We start from the raw sequence: 17,666 nt of genomic DNA, 5'->3' as shown, positions 1-17,666 counted from the left end.
CGTGTGATGTGCGCGAGGTTTGGTTGGTTGGAGGGGTTTTTCCCTGGGTTCTTTGGTCTTTTACCGCCCGCCGCCCCGGCACACGCCCCACCGCATCACACACTTCCAGGCTCCGGCGGAGGGCTCTTCCTGCCGTACGCCTCCCGAAGCTGACGGCACCAACAGGCGCGGCCCCGCACCCGGGTCAACGGGTACGGGGCCGGAAACCCTCGCCTCAGGTCGCCCGTCGCCTACGAGAGCCCGGTCGCCGCTCGCTGGGCCGCGTCACCGCGTCCCCGGCCTCCTGGGCGGCAGCGCGCCGCCGCAGCCCGAAGTCGGCCAGCGCCTCCGCCAGCTTGAGCACGGACGGCTCCGGAGCCATGACGTCGACCCGCAGCCCGTGCTCCTCGGCGGTCTTGGCGGTCGCCGGACCGATGCACGCGATGACCGTCACGTTGTGCGGCTTCCCGGCGATACCCACCAGGTTCCGCACGGTGGACGACGACGTGAAGAGCACGGCGTCGAAGCCACCGCCCTTGATCGCCTCCCGGGTCTCCGCCGGCGGCGGGGACGCCCGCACGGTCCGGTAGGCCGTGACGTCGTCGACCTCCCAGCCCAGCTCGATCAGCCCGGCGACCAGCGTCTCCGTGGCGATGTCGGCGCGCGGCAGGAAGACACGGTCGATCGGGTCGAAGACCGGGTCGTAGGGCGGCCAGTCCTCCAGCAGACCGGCCGCCGACTGCTCGCCGCTCGGCACCAGGTCCGGCTTCACGCCGAAGGCGACCAGCGCCTTGGTCGTCTGCTCGCCCACCGCGGCCACCTTGATGCCCGCGAAGGCCCGCGCGTCGAGCCCGTACTCCTCGAACTTCTCCCGCACCGCCTTGACGGCGTTGACCGAGGTGAAGGCGATCCACTCGTAGCGGCCCGTCACCAGCCCCTTGACCGCCCGCTCCATCTGCTGCGGTGTGCGCGGCGGTTCGACGGCGATCGTCGGCACCTCGTGCGGGACGGCGCCGTAGGAGCGCAACTGGTCGGAGAGCGAGGCCGCCTGCTCCTTCGTGCGCGGCACGAGGACCTTCCAGCCGAACAGCGGCTTGGACTCGAACCACGCCAGCTGGTCGCGCAGGGCGGGCGCGGAACGCTCGCCGACCACGGCTATCACCGGCCGGCCGCCCTCGGGCGAGGGCAGCACCTTGGCCTGCTTCAGCGTCTGCGCGATGGTGCCGAGGGTGGCCGACCAGGTCCGCTGACGGGTCGTCGTACCGGCGACGGTGACCGTCATCGGGGTGTCGGGCTTGCGGCCCGCCGACACCAGCTCACCGGCGGCCGCCGCGACGGAGTCGAGGGTCGTCGACACGACGACCGTGCCGTCCGAGGCGCCCACCTCCGTCCAGCAGCGGTCCGAGGCGGTACGGGCGTCCACGAACCGGACGTCCGCGCCCTGCGCGTCCCGCAGCGGCACACCGGCGTACGCGGGCACGCCGACGGCGGCCGCGACCCCCGGGACCACCTCGAACGGCACCCCGGCGGCGGCGCACGCGAGCATTTCCTCCGCCGCGTACGTATCCAGTCCGGGGTCCCCGGTCACCGCACGGACGACCCGCCTGCCGCCCCGCGCGGCCTCCATGACAAGATGTGAGGCATCCCGCACTGCGGGTACCTCGACGCTTGTTGACGTTCCGTCGACAAGCGTGGGGACAGGCGTGCCCGTGCCCGGAAGCGGGTCCGAAGACGGACCGGTTTCCGCGTTCACGACGGCGACGCCGGGCCGCGCGTGCGACCGTACGACGTCGAGCACCTCGTGCTCGGCGACGAGGACGTCCGCGTTGGCCAGCGCCTCCACGGCGCGCAGAGTCAGCAGCCCCGGATCCCCGGGTCCGGCACCCAGAAAGGTGACGTGCCCGTGTTCAGGACCGGCGGCAGGAAGGGCGGTGGGGCTCACTGTGCTCGCTCCCCCATCAGACCGGCCGCGCCCTGGGCAAGCATCTCGGCGGCGAGTTCGCGACCGAGCGTCATTGCCTGGTCATGCGTCTCGGGCACGGGACCGGTGGTGGACAGCTGCACCATGCGGGTGCCGTCGGTCGTGCCGACGACTCCCCGCAGGCGCATTTCCTTGACAATCTGCCCGTCGGCCAGAAGGTCGGCCAGCGCGCCCACAGGGGCGGAGCAGCCGGCCTCCAGGGCGGCGAGCAGTGACCGTTCGGCGGTCACGGCGACCCGGGTCAAGGGGTCGTCGAGTTCACCGAGCGCGGCGACGAGTGACGCGTTGTCCGCGGGGCACTCGATCGCCAGTGCTCCCTGGCCGGGAGCGGGCAGAACCGTGTCTATCGACAGGAAGTCGGTGACCTCGTCGATGCGGCCGATGCGGCTGAGGCCGGCCGCGGCCAGCACCACCGCGTCCAGCTCGCCGTCACGGACGTATCCGATCCTCGTATCGACGTTCCCGCGTATGGGGACCGTCTCGATCCCGAGGCCGTGGGTGCGCGCGTACGCGTTGAGCTGGGCCATGCGGCGCGGCGAACCCGTGCCGATGCGGGCCCCGCGCGGCAGGTCGGTGAACTTCAGCGCGTCGCGGGCGACGATCACGTCGCGCGGGTCCTCGCGCACCGGAACGGCGGCCAGGACCAGGTCCTCGGGCTGCTCGGTCGGCAGGTCCTTCAGCGAGTGAACCGCGAAGTCGACCTCGCCCCCCAGCAGCGCGTCCCGCAGGGCCGTGACGAACACACCGGTGCCGCCGATCTGCGCGAGGTGCTCTCGGGAGACATCGCCGTAGGTGGTGATCTCGACGAGCTCGACCGGACGTCCGGTCACCCGGCGTACGGCGTCCGCGACCTGCCCGGACTGGGCCATGGCGAGTCTGCTCCGCCTGGTCCCCAGTCTCAGTGCCCTTGTACTCATGCCGCTCATGCCGGCCCTCGGTTCTCTGCGTTCTTCTCGGTGCTGTCCTCGGCCCGGGACACGGCGGCCACCGCCTCCTGGTCGAGGTCGAACAGGGTTCGCAGCGCGTCCGCGTATCCGGCGCCGCCGGGTTCGGCCGCGAGCTGCTTGACCCTGACGGTCGGCGCGTGCAGCAGTTTGTCGACGACGCGCTTCACGGTCTGGGTGATCTCGGCGCGATGCCGGTCGTCGAGGCCGGGCAGCCGTCCCTCGAGGCGGGCGATCTCGTTGGCGACGACGTCGGCGGCCATCGTGCGCAGCGCGACCACGGTCGGGGTGATGTGCGCGGCCCGCTGGGCGGCGCCGAACGCGGCGACCTCGTCGGAGACGATCCGCCGCACCTGGTCCACATCGGTGGCCAGGGGGGCGTCCGCGGAGGCTTCCGACAGCGACTCGATGTCGACCAGGCGCACCCCGGCGAGCCGGTGCGCGGCGGCGTCCACGTCCCGCGGCATCGCCAGGTCCAGCAGGAAGAGCACCGGCTCGGGCCGTACGACGCCGGCGACCGGCTCGGGAGTGCGGTGCTCGGGGATGCGGCCGACGGTGGCGGCGGTCCTGGCGAGCGCGGTGATCAGCTCGGTGTCGGCCTCGGGGCCGCGCCGGCCGGCCGTGCGGCGGTCCACGCCGGCGTTGTCGACCCAGGCGGCGTGCTGCTCCAGGGTGGCGGCGTCCAGGCCGGCCACGGCGGCCTCGCCCATCACGGAGAACCCGGGCTGCTGCTGCACCGCGGACAGGTCCAGCGGGCAGCCGTCCTCGGTACCGAGGGAGGTGGCCGGCAGCGGACGTATGACGTCCTCGGACTCGGTGAGGGCGACCGGCGTGCCGGTCCTGCCCTCGACCGCCGCGGCGACCTGCTCCGCGGTGAGGACGAGGCCCGTCGCTCCCGTACAGGAGATGACGACGTCGGCACGTGTCAGCTCGGCCGGCACCGATTCGATCGGGACCGCGCGGGCCGACACGTCCGTGGCCCCGTCCTCGGTCAGTATCTGTGCGAGCCGCTCGGCGCGGTCGAGGGTGCGGTTGGCGACCACGACCTCGGCGACACCGGCGCGCGCGAGGGTGGCGGCGGCGAGCGAGGACATCGAGCCCGCCCCGATGACCAGCGCCTTCTTGCCCCGCGCCCACTGCTGTACGTCGCCGCCCGCGGCGAGTTGCTCCAGGCCGAAGGTGACCAGGGACTGCCCGGCGCGGTCGATGCCGGTCTCCGAGTGGGCGCGCTTGCCGACCCGCAGCCCCTGCTGGAACAGGTCGTTCATCAGCCGGCCGGCGGTGTGCAGCTCCTGCGCCCTGGCCAGCGAGTCCTTGAGCTGCCCGAGGATCTGTCCCTCGCCGACGACCATGGAGTCGAGGCCGCAGGCCACCGAGAACAGGTGGTGGACGGCGCGGTCCTCGTAGTGCACGTAGAGGTAGGGCGTGAGCTCCTCGAGTCCGACCCCGCTGTGCTGGGCGAGCAGCGTGGACAGCTCGGCGACACCCGCGTGGAACTTGTCCACGTCGGCGTAGAGCTCGATGCGGTTGCAGGTGGCGAGGACGGCGGCCTCGGCGGCCGGCTCGGCGGCGACCGTGTCCTGCAGCAGCTTGAACTGGGCGTCGCCGGAGAGGGAGGCCCGCTCCAGGACGCTCACGGGTGCGCTGCGGTGGCTCAGCCCGACGACGAGGAGACTCATGCCGGCATCACGGCGGGTACGTCCCCGTCGGGCCCCTGGTCGGTGGTGTCCTCGTGCGCGACGGGTGCCGCGGGTACGGCGCCGTCGTGCGCCGCCGCGGCCTCCTCGCCGGCCTTGCGCTGCTCGTGGAAGGCGAGGATCTGCAGCTCGATGGAGAGGTCGACCTTGCGCACGTCGACGCCGTCCGGCACGGACAGCACGGTCGGCGCGAAGTTCAGGATGGAGGTGATCCCGGCGGCCACGAGCCGGTCGCAGACCTGCTGGGCGGCGCCGGCCGGGGTGGCGATGACGCCGATCGACACGCCGTTGTCGGTGATGATCTTCTCGAGGTCGTCCGTGTGCTGGACGGGGATGCCCGCCACGGGCTTCCCGGCCATCGCGGGGTCGGCGTCGATGAGCGCGGCGACCCGGAAGCCGCGGGAGGCGAAGCCGCCGTAGTTGGCGAGCGCGGCGCCGAGGTTGCCGATGCCGACGATCACGACCGGCCAGTCCTGGGTGAGCCCGAGCTCACGGGAGATCTGGTAGACGAGATACTCGACGTCGTAGCCGACACCGCGCGTTCCGTAGGAACCCAGGTAGGAGAAGTCCTTGCGCAGCTTGGCGGAGTTGACCCCCGCCGCCGCGGCCAGTTCCTCGGAGGAGACCGTGGGTACCGAGCGCTCCGACAGTGCGGTCAGCGCGCGGAGGTACAGCGGAAGCCGGGCGACGGTGGCCTCGGGAATCCCTCGGCTACGGCTCGCCGGTCGGTGAGTTCGGCCAGTTGCCACGGTGCTCCTGCGGGTAGAGCGGGGCTGCAGGCGGTCACACGTACCCGGACCGCCCCGTCGACAGCAGGCTATGTCTTTGTGAACGCGTGCACAAAGATGGTGTCCGTTTTGCCCGCCCAACGTGACCGGGGTCACGCGTGTCCTTGCCAGTGCCATCCCTGGGGGCAAAACCGACACACTCCTTGTGAATCCCGCCCCCGAGACCGAACCGCCGTCGATCCTAAGCGACGTTCGGTCCAGCCTTGTACTACTTGGTCAGTTCCTTGCGGAGGCGCTCCTCGTTCACCCTCCAGAAAGTGTGCTGCTCGCCGTCGACGAGCACCACGGGGATCTGCTCCCAGTACTGGTCGTGGAGGCTCGGGTCCCGGGTGATGTCCTTCCACTCCCACGACACACCGAGTTCTCCGCAGACCTTCTCGATCACAGCCTGCGCGTCCTCGCACAGATGGCAGTCGGGCTTGCCGATGAGCGTGACCGACCGCTCCCGGGGAGCGGCAGTACGCCGGAAGAGGGAACTCATGCGGGCCATTCTCGTCCCTCTTTAACGGCCAGGTCGCGGAGAGTTCACACCCTTCGAACCTCGTGGCTCCGGAACCACCGAACAAACTGGCTATGCTCACGCCATGGCCGCTTTGGGATGGCTCACTCCCCGTAGGCGCTCCGCCACGGCGCGGAGCGTGTTGGCTGGCGAGGCCTCGGCCGAGGCCGCCCGCAAGTCCACACAGGAAGAACAGCACGAGGCCCCGCAGGAAGGGGCCGAACCGCAGTTCCCGGTCCACGGCGACGCGCTGGCCGCCGCCTTCTTCGACCTGGACAACACCGTGATGCAGGGCGCGGCCCTGTTCCACTTCGGCCGCGGCCTGTACAAACGCAGGTTCTTCGAGACCCGTGACCTGGTCCGCTTCGCCTGGCAGCAGGCGTGGTTCCGGATGGCCGGCGTCGAGGACCCCGAGCACATGCAGGACGCCCGGGACTCCGCCCTGTCCATCGTCAAGGGCCATCGCGTCGCCGAGCTGATGTCGATCGGCGAGGAGATCTACGACGAGTACATGGCCGAGCGCATCTGGCCGGGCACCCGAGCCCTCGCCCAGGCGCACCTGGACGCGGGCCAGAAGGTGTGGCTGGTCACGGCCGCCCCGGTGGAGATCGCCCAGGTGATCGCCCGCCGCCTCGGCCTCACCGGCGCCCTCGGCACGGTGGCCGAGTCGCTCGACGGGGTCTACACGGGCAAGCTCGTCGGCGAGCCGCTGCACGGCCCCGCCAAGGCGGAGGCGGTCCGCGCGCTGGCCGTGGCGGAGGGCCTGGACCTGACCCGCTGCGCCGCCTACAGCGACTCGCACAACGACATCCCGATGCTCTCGCTGGTCGGCCACCCCTACGCCATCAACCCCGACAGCAAACTCCGCAAACACGCCGCCGGGCTCGACTGGCGCCTGCGCGACTACCGCACGGGCCGCAAGGCGGCGAAGGTCGGCATCCCGGCCGCGGCGGGCGTCGGAGCCGTGGCGGGCGGCACCGCGGCGGCGATCGCCCTGCACAGGCGACGCCGGTAACCGAACGCGACACCAGAAGGACGGTCGTACCCCTTGCGGCGACCGTCCATTCGCGTTGTCCGCGCACAGCCACAACACGCCCCGGACCGACTCGAAACCCGAACCTTTCCGATCAACATCCGCTCACCCTGGGCAAGTTGATCGAGCGCCAATCGGCCACAAAAGCGACGTAATCGAAGTTTTGAGCAACTCGGTGTAGCAGCACCTATACGAAGCGTTATTCTCCTCAGACGCAAACCGGAACCCTCCTGTCGCTACGACGGGTGAAAGTTCCCGCACTGAACGTGATGGAAGCTCTGCCTCTGGGAGTCCCGTGTACCCACACGTCGGGGTTGACACCTCGGGCCTGGCTACGCTGCGCGCAACGGTCGCTACGGTCCAGGACCTGTTGCGCGGCTTCGTCCCCACCGCGTATGCCGTACCCGCCTTCGCCACGGCCACCGCTCCGGCGGGCCCGTGCTACGCACTGGCGGAAGGCAGCGCCGCGGTCGGCAGAAGAGGACGCTCGACCAGCGGCGCGGCCGCCGCCCCCCGCCGACCGGCCGCCGACAGCGACAGCGCCCGGATGATGGACCTCGTCGAACGCGCCCAGGCCGGCGAGGCCGAAGCCTTCGGCCGCCTGTACGACCAGTACAGCGACACGGTCTACCGCTACATCTACTACCGCGTCGGCGGCAAGGCCACCGCCGAGGACCTCACCAGTGAGACGTTCCTGCGCGCCCTGCGCCGCATCGGCACCTTCACCTGGCAGGGCCGCGACTTCGGCGCCTGGCTCGTCACCATCGCCCGCAACCTGGTCGCCGACCACTTCAAGTCGAGCCGCTTCCGCCTCGAGGTCACCACCGGCGAGATGCTCGACGCCAACGAGGTCGAGCGCTCCCCCGAGGACTCCGTCCTGGAGTCCCTCTCCAACGCCGCGCTCCTGGACGCCGTACGGCGTCTCAACCCCCAGCAGCAGGAGTGCGTGACACTCCGCTTCCTGCAGGGCCTGTCCGTCGCCGAGACGGCCCGCGTGATGGGCAAGAACGAGGGCGCGATCAAGACCCTCCAGTACCGCGCGGTCCGCACCCTCGCCCGCCTCCTCCCGGACGACGCCCGCTAGGTCCACCCCGCCGAGTCCACCCCCGCCGGGCACACCTACCGTCGGGTATCCCCAACTCACTTTCAGTGAAAGTCCGTTGACTTCCCGATCCGATCATCCGCCGTCCGTAACCCAAGTGCCGCGCCAGTCGTTGTGCGGGATACAGGCTCCCTGTGGTCACGACCCGGCCGCCCCCGATCACTCGATCGTGTGGAAGCGGTTCGGGCCGTGCAACCCTCGAGACCCCCGGGGAGTCGACCGTCATGACGAGAGGAGGTGCCGCCAGTGATCGCGAACGTATCGGCGCACCGGCGGGCGAACGCCTTCGCCCAGGCTCTGGGGGAGCAGTCCGACCAGAGCACGGCGGCCGAGCAGACCGAAGGATCGCCGCCGGCGCCGGCCGCAGCGGACCAGACCGAGCAGGGCCGCCTCCTGGCCCTCGCGACGAGTCTCGCCGAGCTGCCGAAACCGGAGTTCGACCCCGAGGTCAAGGTCGTTCAGCGGGCCCAGTTGGTCGCCGCGATGGAGGCCATGCTGCAGGCGGGCACCGCAGGAGGCGAAGCGACAGACCCTTCGGTACCGGAACAGCGACCCAACCGGGCCAGGGGCGCGCACCGGGCGAGTCCGCTCGGAAAGCTCCGGCCGCGCAGCCGGCTGGCCAAGGGCCTCACGGCCGGCGGCCTGAGCGTCGGCGTCGCCGCCGGCGCCTTCGGCGGTGTCGCGGCCGCGAGTTCCGACGCCCTGCCGGGTGACGGGCTCTACGGGCTCAAACGCGGCATCGAGGACTTCAAACTCAACTACCTGTCCGACGGCGAGGACGAGCGCGGCCGGACCTACCTCGACCAGGCCTCCACCCGGCTCAGCGAGGCCCGCCGCCTCATGGAGCGCGGCCGCGGCGGCCACCTCGACCACGAATCCCTGGGCGAGATCCGCCGGGCCCTGAACGGCATGCAGCACGACGCCTCGGAGGGCCACCGCCTCCTCCACGAGGCGTACGAACACGACCCGGACTCCCTGGGCCCCATCCAGGCCCTGGACTCCTTCTCCCGCTCGCACCGCGATGCCTGGGGCGCGCTGCGCGAGAGGCTTCCGGTCCAGCTGGGCGATGTGAGTCAGCAGGTCTCGTCCGTCTTCGACGCCATAGACGAAGAGGTCGCCCCGCTGCAGTCCCTCCTCCCCCGCCCACCCGCCCAGAGCGGCGGCGACGGCAGGGGCTCCGGCTCGGCGTCCACCGGCAGCGCGAAGGAGACCGGCCGCTCCGCGCCCCCGAGCACCGGCGACTCCTCCGTGAGCACCGGCACGGGCACGGACAGCCCCAGCAAGCCCGCCACCTCCGGCTCGACCGACGAGGGCCTCCTCGGCGGCAGCACGGGTGATCTCCTGGACCCCCCGAAGGAGTCCGGTACGACCGCCCCGTCCACCACGACCCCGTCCACGACCCCCGACGTCACCGTCCCGCCCCTCCTCCCGGGCCTCCTCCCAGGCCTGGGAATCGACAGCGCCGACACGGACTGACCACACGGACTGACCACACGGCTGTGGGGGCGCCCTTTCTGCCAGGGCGCCCCCACAGCCGTACCGGAACCCGCGTCAGAAGAACACCGACCGCCGCTGCACCAGCAGTTTGTAGAGCGTGTGCTGGATCTGCTCGCGGACCTGGTCGGTCAGGTTGAACATCAGCATCGGGTCCTCGGCCGCCTCCGGCGGATAACCGTCCGTCGGGATCGGCTCGCCGAACTGGATCGTCCACTTGGTGGGCAGCGGGACCGCCCCCAGCGGACCGAGCCACGGGAAGGTCGGCGTCAGCGGGAAGTACGGGAAGCCCAGCACCCGCGCCAGCGTCTTGGCGTTACCGATCATCGGGTAGATCTCCTCCGCCCCGACGATCGAGCAGGGAATGATCGGCGCACCCTGCCGCAGCGCCGTGGAGACGAAACCGCCCCGCCCGAACCGCTGCAGCTTGTAGCGCTCGCTGAACGGCTTGCCGATGCCCTTGAAGCCCTCCGGCATGACCCCGACCAGCTCACCCGCGCCGAGCAGCCGCTCCGCGTCCTCCGCACAGGCCAGCGTGTGCCCGAGCTTGCGCGCCAGCTCGTTGACGACCGGCAGCACGAACACCAGGTCCGCGGCGAGCAGCCGCAGATGCCGATCGGCGGGATGGTGGTCGTGGACGGCGACCTGCATCATCAGCCCGTCCAGCGGCAGCGTCCCGGAGTGGTTGGAGACGATCAGCGCCCCGCCGTCCGCCGGGATGTTCTCGATGCCCTTGACCTCGACCCGGAAGTACTTCTCGTACACCGGACGCAGCAGCGACATGAGGACCTGGTCGGTGAGCTCCTCGTCGTAGCCGAAGTCGTCGACCTCGTAGTCGCCCGTGAGCCGGCGGCGCAGGAAGGCCAGCCCGCCCGCGATACGCCGCTCCAGGCCCCCTTCGTCCCGCGCGCCCGTCACATCCGTCACGGGAACATCATCCTGCGCGCCCGCCCTGGTGGGCAGGGCCTGGACCTCGCCGATCTCACCGATCTCACCGATCTGACCGCCCTCACCGACCTCACGGACCGGCACGGGCTCGCCGTTCCTGAGCCGGCTCCCCGCACTGCGGCGCCGCGGCGGCCGCGCCACGGCACCCCCACGGGTCCGGTCGTCGTCGAACGGAATGACCTTGGCGTCCGCCATCGTTGATGCGCTCCTCAGCTGGCGCTCGGCGTCGGGGGGTGGGCCGCTGGGCGGCCGCTGCGGGCGAGAGGCAGCGCGGCGAGCCGGTCGACGGCCCCCGCGACCACGTCGGGAGGCAGCAGCCCGAAGCCCTGGCTGCGCGCGAAGTCCGCGAACGTCTCGGCCGTCGTGTACTTGGGGGCGAATCCGAGCGTCTCGCGCATCTGCGTCGTCGACACGACCCGCCCATGGGTCAGCAGCCGGATCTGCTCGGGCGAGAAGTCCGTCATGCCCAGCGTCCGCACCAGTGACCCGGCCCAGGTGACGGCCGGCAGCAGCAGCGGCACGGTGGGCCGCCCGAGCCGCCGCGAGCACTGCGAAAGGAGCAGCACCCCGTCACCCGCGATGTTGAAGGTGCCGCTGTTGAGCGTGCCCCGCTCGGGTTCGTGGGACGCGATCCGCAGCACCTCGATCACGTCGTCCTCGTGCACGAACTGCAGCCGGGGGTCGTAGCCGAACACGGTCGGCAGCACGGGAAGCGAGAAGTACGAAGCGAGCGGGGTCTCGGCCGTCGGCCCGAGGATGTTCGCGAACCGCAGCACGCACACGGCGACATCGGGCCGCCGTCGGGCGAACCCCCGCACGTACCCCTCGACCTCCACCGCGTCCTTGGCGAAGCCACCGCTGGGCAGCGACTTGGCGGAGGTCGTCTCGGTGAAGACAGCGGGATCCCGCGGCGCGGACCCGTAGACGTTGGTGGAGGACTTGACCACCAGCCGCTTCACACTCGGCGACTTCTGACAGGCACCGAGCAGCTGCATGGTCCCGATGACGTTGGTCTCCTTGACCGTGGTCCGGCTGCCGCTGCCCAGCGCGGTGGCCGTCACGTCCAGGTGTACGACCGTGTCGGCGCCCGTCTCGGCCAGCACCCGCGCGATGGTGGGCTGCCGGATGTCGGCCTGGACGAACTCGGCACCGCCCAGATGGTGCTCGGGCCGCACGGCGTCCACCCCGACGACACGCGCGACGTCCGGGTCACGCTGAATCCGTCGTACGAACCGGCCCCCCAGCTGACGGGCCACTCCGGTCACGAGCACGACTTTCCCCAAGACCAGCGCCTTCCTCTCGTCCGCACTGATGCACTGCTCGTCCCACTGCTCGTACCCTGCCGCGTTCCCTGTCTGCGGGCCAACCTATCCGGTTGATGTTGCGCTGTGATGACTGCCCGATGCACGAGGTGACGAGAACGACCCGGTCGTACGACCAGATCAACCAGGGTGCCGTCCAGACATACGCACGGCATTCAGCCCGCCGCACACCACCCGGACATGCGTGTGGCCCCCCACCGGAAGAACCCGGCCGGGGGGCCACACCACGCTTCCGCGGCTCGCGTCGGCGAAGCATGAACGTGTCCTGCTTCGCGTAAGGACTGGCCTTACTTCTTGTTACGACGCTGAACGCGCGTGCGCTTGAGCAGCTTGCGGTGCTTCTTCTTGGCCATCCGCTTGCGCCGCTTCTTGATAACAGAGCCCACGACTACCCTCGCTCACTTCTCATCACTCGGTGTTTGGGCGCCATGGGCCCATACGACCTACGAGGGGCCAGCCTACCCGCCCGAGCGCTGAGGTCGTAATCGAGGGCGCCGGAGGGGTCCTGAGGTGCCCTGTGACGCTGTTGCGGACCCCTCCGCCGACGCCGTGTCAGGCGGTTTCCACCCCCACATAACTCTCGCGGAGGTACTCGTGGACCGCTTGCTCGGGGACGCGGAAGGACCGCCCCACCCGGATCGCGGGCAGATGACCGCTGTGCACCAGCCGGTACACGGTCATCTTCGACACTCGCATCACCGAGGCGACTTCCGCCACGGTAAGGAACTGAACCTCGTTCAGAGGCCTCTCGCCAGCTGCAGCCATGACACACCTGAACCTTCCGCACTCGACTCGACGGCCACCGGCTTCCCCTTCCGGTGACTCTTCGTCGCTGCGTGCTCACTCCCCAATGTAGGGGCGGGTGATGCGAGTGGGGAAGAGGTGCACCCATCGCAGGCCTACTGTGACAGACACGCTCGATTGAGTACGTAGCGGGTAAGCGGCAGGTAGTAATCGGACCGCACGCCGTCATCAAGTGGAACGACGACGGAGACGGCCCCCTCGGCCTCCCCCACAAACAGCGCGGGATCATCGACGTCGGCCAGCCCGATGGCCGCAAACCCCAGCTGACCTGCCCCGCAGACCCACCCGTGATCGCCGATCACAAGATCCGGCAGCGGCCGGCCCTCCTCGACGACGGCCTCCAGCGCCACCCGAACCGGCAGCGGCGAGTGACTGTGCACAGGGGTCGCACAACCGGCGCGTTCACCGCCTTCCCCCCGAACAACCCCAACCCCCCGTACGTAGTCGATCCTGCCCGTGCGTAGACCGAACCGGGTCGTTATGTCGACACAGCGACCCTGCGCCGGGGTGAGGACTTCACATCCCGCCGCCGACAAAGCGTCTGCAAGCCCGGCGTAGAACCCCAACAACCGCCCCGGATGCCCGGTCCCCAGCAACACGGCCCCACCACGCTGGGCGACCGCCCCCACCCGCTCGCCAAAGGCGTCAAGCGCGGCAACGGTCCGCCCGGGATCAATCACATCCTGCCCCGAAACGCACCGAGGATCGTCCGAAACCCCACACCTGGCGGCCATCAACTCCACCAACTCCCGCTCCCCCCACCCCCCTTGAGGATCGATCCCGATCAACACCCGGGGATCGCGGGCCGCGAACAGCCGATAGCTCCGCAGACTCACCTCCCGAGCCGTCCCCACCACCCCGGCCAGCCCCGCCCCGACGAGATACGCCCGAATCCCACCACCGCTCGACACCCCAGCGATGCTGACGCACCCCTCCGACCCCCCGCCGCGAAACCCCACAACACCCCACGGTCGGCCTAACGCCGAAGACAGAACCGACAAGCCCTCCCGGACAGGCGGAGAAGCACACCGAGTCCCCAACCGGGTCGGGGGTGGGGGCGGACGGACAGCCCCCAACCCACCCTCTACGCCAACAACCCCCGCAACGGAAACACCGCCCGACGAGTCGCCAGCACCGCCTGATCCAACCGGTCCGCGGGGTCGTACCCCTCCTCCCACCCCCGCCACTCCACAGGCCACCGTCCATCGGTCATCCGCACCGGCGCCAGCTGCCGCGTCCGAGCGAACACCTCCTGCCGCCAGCTCTCCGGAATCACCGTCTCCGGCGCCACCTCCCGCCCCGCCGCGACCCCCACGAGATGCGACCACGACCGCGGCACCACATCCACCACGGCGTAACCGCCGCCACCCAACGCGACCCACTTCCCCCCTGCGTACTCATGAGCCAGCTCATGACACGCCACCTGCACCGCCCGCTGCGCGTCCAACGACACCGCCAGATGCGCCAGCGGGTCCTCGAAGTGCGTGTCGGCCCCGTGCTGCGTCACCAGCACATCCGGCCGGAAGTCGGCGATCAGCTCCGGCACCACGGAATGAAACGCCCGCAACCACCCCGCGTCCCCGGTCCCCGCCGGCAACGCCACATTCACCGCCGTCCCCTCCCCGGCCCCCGCCCCCGTCTCCTCCGGCCACCCGGTCTGCGGAAACAGCGTCCGGGGATGCTCGTGCAACGAGATCGTCAGCACCCGCGGATCCTCCCAGAACGCTGCCTGCACCCCGTCCCCGTGATGCACGTCCACGTCCACATAGACGACCCGCTCCGCCCCCAGCTCCAGCAACCGGGCAATGGCCAACGCGGCGTCGTTGTAGATGCAGAACCCCGACGCACCCCCGGGCATCGCATGATGCAGCCCGCCCGTGAAGTTCACCGCGTGCAGCGCGTCCCCCCGCCACACCGCCTCCGCGGCCCCGACGGACAGCCCGGCGATCAGGGACGACACCTCGTGCATCCCGGCGAAGGCCGGATCGTCCAGGGTCCCCAGCCCATACCCGGTGTCCGCCGCCCCGGGATCCGCCGAGGCCGCCTTCACGGCGGTCACGTAGTCCGCCCGGTGCACCAGCCGCAACGTCGAGTCCCCGGCCGGTTTCGCCCCTACGACGTCCATTTCCCGGTCGAGCCCCAGGGCACCCACCAGCCTCCGGGTCAGCTCGAGCCGAACCGGATCCATCGGATGCTCGGGGCCGAAGTCATACCCCGTTACTGCCTCGTCCCACATCAGCTGTGCGCGGCCGCTCATGCCCGCCACCGTATCGGTCCGGTTGAGCGGCGAACGACCGGGCGTACACGATCGTCACCAGCACCAACACCATCGGCACCACCATCGCCCCCCGATAGCTCCACGCGTCCCCCAGCGCCCCCACCAACGGAGACCCCACCAGGAACCCGACGTAGTTGAAGACGTTCAGCCGAGCGATGGCCACGTCCGAGGCCCCCGGGAACAGCCGCCCCGCCGCCGCGAAGGTCTGCGGCACCAGCACGCACAACCCCAGCCCCACCAACGTGAACCCACCCATCCCCACCCAGGCCCCCGGCGCCCCCGCGACCACCGCGAACCCCGCCGCGGCCACCAGCGCCCCCAGCCGCACCACGGCCGCCGCCCCGAACCGCCGCACCCCGAAGTCCCCGATGGCCCGACCCACGAGCGTGGTCACCATGTACACGTTGTACGGCACGGTCGCCAGCTGCTCACTGCTCCCCAGCACGTCCTGCAGATACTTCGCACTCCAGTTGGAGACGGTCGAGTCCCCGATGTAGGCGAAGGTCATCACCAGACACAGGGGCAGCAGCAGCTTGAAGACGACACCCCCGCCGGCCTTCCCGCCCTCCCTCTCCCGGTCCTCATCCCCGTCCGCGTCCGAGGCGGCATCCCCGTCCACATACCACCGGCTCCCCACCAGCGCCGCCGGCAGCAGCACCGCGACCACCGGCAGATACGACACCCACAGCGCGAGATGCCAGTGCGCCCCCGCCCACGCCAGCGAGGCCCCCACGATGCCGCCCAGGCTGTACGCCGCATGGAAACTCAGCATGATGCTGCGCCCGTACGTCCGCTGCAGACTCACGCCGAGCATGTTCATCGAGGCGTCCAGCGCCCCCACGGACAGACCGAACACGCCCAGGGCGAGCCCCAGCGCGGCCATCCCGTCGCCCGCTCCCACGCCGACCAGCGCCAGCAGCACCACCGGCTGGGACCAGCGCAACAGCCGGCTGGCGGGTATCCGCTTCACCAGCTGCTCGGTCGTCACACTGCCGACCCCGGCCAGCACCGGCACCGCGGCCAGGAAGACCGGCAGCAGCGCGTCCGAGACGCCGTACCGGTCCTGGATGGCCGGGATCCGGGTCACGAGCAGAGCGAACGCGGCCCCCTGCGCAAAGAAACTGAACGCCAACGAGGCCCTACCGCGCCGCAGCACTTCTGTCATGGCGGCGAGCGTAGGGCCCCGAGGTACTCGTGGGTAGATCCAGCCAAAGATGAATTTCCCTCAGCTTTACCGTGCGGCGCCGACCAGGGCCCCACTCGCCCGGTCCTTCTCGTCCTGGGCCTTCTCCTCGGCCCCGGCCTCGGCGATGACCATGTCCATCATCGGCCCGGCGGCAAGCCCGCCACTGACGACGATCCCGGCCGCGATCGCCACGACCATCACCACGGACCCCAGCCACACCATCGTGTCCACCGGCACCGTGTACGCCCCCACGACCCGCAGGACGCACTCCGCGAGCAGCGCCACGCCCCAGACGACCGAGTAGACGCGTTCGGCCCGCAGGAAGTCCGTGGAGGCCTCCGCCCGGCCCCCTGCCAGCCGCTCCCAGGCGGCCTGCCTGGACGCGTCCCCCTTCACCAGGAACGGCTTGAGTCCGGCGGTCATCATCGGCTTCCCCAGCGCCACGGAGACGAGGATCCCGATCGCGACGGTACTGCTGACCCCGCCGTCCTTGGCGAGCATCAGCCGCGGGTCACCGGAGACGAAGCTCAGCAGCAGCCCGACGACGTTCACCACCAGGATGAGCCCGGCGAGCCCGTTGGTCCTCCGCTCCCTGACCAGGCTCCACACGGTCCGCACGGCCGGCACCACGCTGCTCCAGGCGAGCGCCGCGAAGGTGCTCATCCCGAACGCGTCCTTGAACAGGTAGTACGACCCGAGGGGCACCGCCACGTCCACGATGAGCGGAGCGAGAGCGTTCTGCTTGTTCTGCTGCTGCGTCTCGTGCTGGTTCGTCGTCATGCCCTCAGCTTCGCCGTCGGGCGGGGTCCCCCAGTAGAAACGATCGTAAGCAGCTTCGCATGACAAATGTCAGGGCGGTCAGCCCAGCAGCCCGGCCAACTCCCTCATGTCGGCGAAGAGTCGGGTGGCGCCCGCGAGCTTGGCGGCCGGTGTCATCGCGGTGAACCCGTACACGTCCATCCCCGCCGCGACAGCCGCCTGCACCCCGAGCGGAGAGTCCTCGACGACGGCACACCGCCCGGGCGCGACCCCCATCCGCTCGGCGGCGTACAGGAACAGATCCGGCTCCGGCTTCCCCTTGCCCACGTCCTGCGAGCTGAAGATCCGCGTCTCGTCGAACCACCGGTCGAGTCCGGTCGTCCGATGTCCCACCCGGATCCGCTCATGACTCCCCGAGGAGGCCACGCAGTACGGCACTTCGTCCGCGGCGAGCTTCGCCAGTACGTCCCCGATGCCGGCCACGGGCTTCAACTCCCGCTCGAACGCGGCGAACACCCGCCGGTGAAAGACGTCGTCGAACTCCGCCGGCAGCCGCTCCCCCGTACGCTCCGCGACCAGGTCGTGGACCCGGTGCATCGCGGACCCCATGTAGTCCCGGATGGAGTCCTCGTAGGTGGTGGGATGGCCGAGCTCGGTGAGGTAGGCGGCCAACAGCCGGTTGGAGATGGGTTCGCTGTCCACGAGGACACCGTCGTTGTCGAAGATCACCAGGTCATAGCGCATACAACAGACCCTAAACGCAGAAAACCCCCGGGCCGAAGGGCCCGGGGGTTTTCTGGAATAATTGTTCGGCGGTGTCCTACTCTCCCACAGGGTCCCCCCTGCAGTACC

At 70.4% G+C, this 17,666-nt stretch carries 17 protein-coding genes; 3 read left to right on the top strand and 14 right to left on the bottom strand.

Annotated features, from left to right (window positions below):
• Positions 1-214: 214 nt before the first annotated feature.
• The 5 genes from ABT057_RS38275 to ABT057_RS38255 all read right to left on the bottom strand — a co-directional run bounded on the left by ABT057_RS38275 (position 215) and on the right by ABT057_RS38255 (position 5,870).
• On the bottom strand, positions 215-1,921 hold the full coding sequence (locus ABT057_RS38275) for a bifunctional uroporphyrinogen-III C-methyltransferase/uroporphyrinogen-III synthase (RefSeq protein WP_352348525.1): 1,707 nt from the start codon (positions 1,919-1,921) through the stop codon (positions 215-217).
• Positions 1,918-2,877 (bottom strand): hydroxymethylbilane synthase, encoded by a 960-nt coding sequence (hemC, locus tag ABT057_RS38270; protein ID WP_352348524.1) that lies wholly within the window; start codon positions 2,875-2,877, stop codon positions 1,918-1,920. The genes ABT057_RS38275 and hemC overlap by 4 nt, the downstream gene beginning before the upstream one ends.
• A 5-nt stretch (positions 2,878-2,882) precedes the next feature.
• On the bottom strand, positions 2,883-4,583 hold the full coding sequence (locus tag ABT057_RS38265; protein ID WP_352348523.1) for a glutamyl-tRNA reductase: 1,701 nt from the start codon (positions 4,581-4,583) through the stop codon (positions 2,883-2,885).
• Positions 4,580-5,350 carry a redox-sensing transcriptional repressor Rex gene (locus ABT057_RS38260; RefSeq protein WP_352348522.1) on the bottom strand — a complete coding sequence of 257 codons (771 nt, stop codon included), beginning with the start codon at positions 5,348-5,350 and terminating at the stop codon, positions 4,580-4,582. The genes ABT057_RS38265 and ABT057_RS38260 overlap by 4 nt, the downstream gene beginning before the upstream one ends.
• Before the next feature lie 247 nt (positions 5,351-5,597).
• Complete coding sequence (locus ABT057_RS38255) at positions 5,598-5,870, bottom strand: glutaredoxin family protein (protein ID WP_352348521.1); 273 nt, start codon at positions 5,868-5,870, stop codon at positions 5,598-5,600.
• A 103-nt stretch (positions 5,871-5,973) separates the two neighbouring features.
• On the opposite strand from ABT057_RS38255, the gene ABT057_RS38250 reads away from it, so the two are divergent.
• The 3 genes from ABT057_RS38250 (at position 5,974) to ABT057_RS38240 (ending at position 9,499) form a co-directional block, all read left to right on the top strand.
• The gene (locus ABT057_RS38250; RefSeq protein WP_352348520.1) at positions 5,974-6,903 is read left to right on the top strand and encodes an HAD family hydrolase; all 930 of its coding nucleotides are present in this window, start codon (positions 5,974-5,976) and stop codon (positions 6,901-6,903) included.
• A gap of 313 nt (positions 6,904-7,216) precedes the next feature.
• Positions 7,217-8,005 carry an ECF subfamily RNA polymerase sigma factor, BldN family gene (locus tag ABT057_RS38245; RefSeq protein ID WP_352348519.1) on the top strand — a complete coding sequence of 263 codons (789 nt, stop codon included), beginning with the start codon at positions 7,217-7,219 and terminating at the stop codon, positions 8,003-8,005.
• A 264-nt stretch (positions 8,006-8,269) separates the two neighbouring features.
• Positions 8,270-9,499, top strand: coding sequence for a DUF5667 domain-containing protein (locus ABT057_RS38240; protein ID WP_352348518.1), 1,230 nt, complete (start codon positions 8,270-8,272; stop codon positions 9,497-9,499).
• A 75-nt stretch (positions 9,500-9,574) separates the two neighbouring features.
• Here ABT057_RS38240 and ABT057_RS38235 read toward each other — a convergent pair whose 3' ends face one another.
• The 9 genes from ABT057_RS38235 to ABT057_RS38195 form a co-directional block, all read right to left on the bottom strand.
• Complete coding sequence (locus tag ABT057_RS38235; protein ID WP_352348517.1) at positions 9,575-10,660, bottom strand: lysophospholipid acyltransferase family protein; 1,086 nt, start codon at positions 10,658-10,660, stop codon at positions 9,575-9,577.
• A gap of 14 nt (positions 10,661-10,674) precedes the next feature.
• Positions 10,675-11,748: an NAD-dependent epimerase/dehydratase family protein gene (locus ABT057_RS38230; RefSeq protein WP_352348516.1), complete on the bottom strand. Its 1,074-nt coding sequence runs from the start codon at positions 11,746-11,748 to the stop codon at positions 10,675-10,677.
• Positions 11,749-12,074: 326 nt separating this feature from the next.
• Entirely contained in the window at positions 12,075-12,173 is a 99-nt protein-coding gene (locus ABT057_RS38225) for a 30S ribosomal protein bS22 (RefSeq protein WP_003948845.1), read from the bottom strand.
• 166 nt (positions 12,174-12,339) lie between these two features.
• Entirely contained in the window at positions 12,340-12,552 is a 213-nt protein-coding gene (locus ABT057_RS38220; protein ID WP_004984898.1) for a helix-turn-helix domain-containing protein, read from the bottom strand.
• 134 nt (positions 12,553-12,686) lie between these two features.
• Positions 12,687-13,502, bottom strand: a complete 816-nt coding sequence (locus tag ABT057_RS38215; RefSeq protein ID WP_352348515.1) for a phosphatase — start codon at positions 13,500-13,502, stop codon at positions 12,687-12,689.
• Between the two features lie 173 nt (positions 13,503-13,675).
• On the bottom strand, positions 13,676-14,848 hold the full coding sequence (locus tag ABT057_RS38210) for an acetoin utilization protein AcuC (protein WP_352348514.1): 1,173 nt from the start codon (positions 14,846-14,848) through the stop codon (positions 13,676-13,678).
• Complete coding sequence (locus ABT057_RS38205; protein WP_352348513.1) at positions 14,799-16,034, bottom strand: MFS transporter; 1,236 nt, start codon at positions 16,032-16,034, stop codon at positions 14,799-14,801. The genes ABT057_RS38210 and ABT057_RS38205 overlap by 50 nt, the downstream gene beginning before the upstream one ends.
• A gap of 66 nt (positions 16,035-16,100) precedes the next feature.
• Positions 16,101-16,835 (bottom strand): VC0807 family protein, encoded by a 735-nt coding sequence (locus ABT057_RS38200; RefSeq protein ID WP_352348512.1) that lies wholly within the window; start codon positions 16,833-16,835, stop codon positions 16,101-16,103.
• A 78-nt stretch (positions 16,836-16,913) separates the two neighbouring features.
• A complete protein-coding gene (locus ABT057_RS38195; RefSeq protein WP_352348511.1) occupies positions 16,914-17,558 on the bottom strand; it encodes an HAD family hydrolase in 645 nt (214 codons plus the stop codon).
• Positions 17,559-17,666 lie beyond the last annotated feature (108 nt).

Source organism: Streptomyces sp. NPDC002588 (genome assembly GCF_040295925.1).
Classification (GTDB): Bacteria; Actinomycetota; Actinomycetes; order Streptomycetales; family Streptomycetaceae; genus Streptomyces.
Note: the sequence above shows the minus strand (reverse complement) of the source record. Positions and strands in the feature narration are given on the sequence as shown.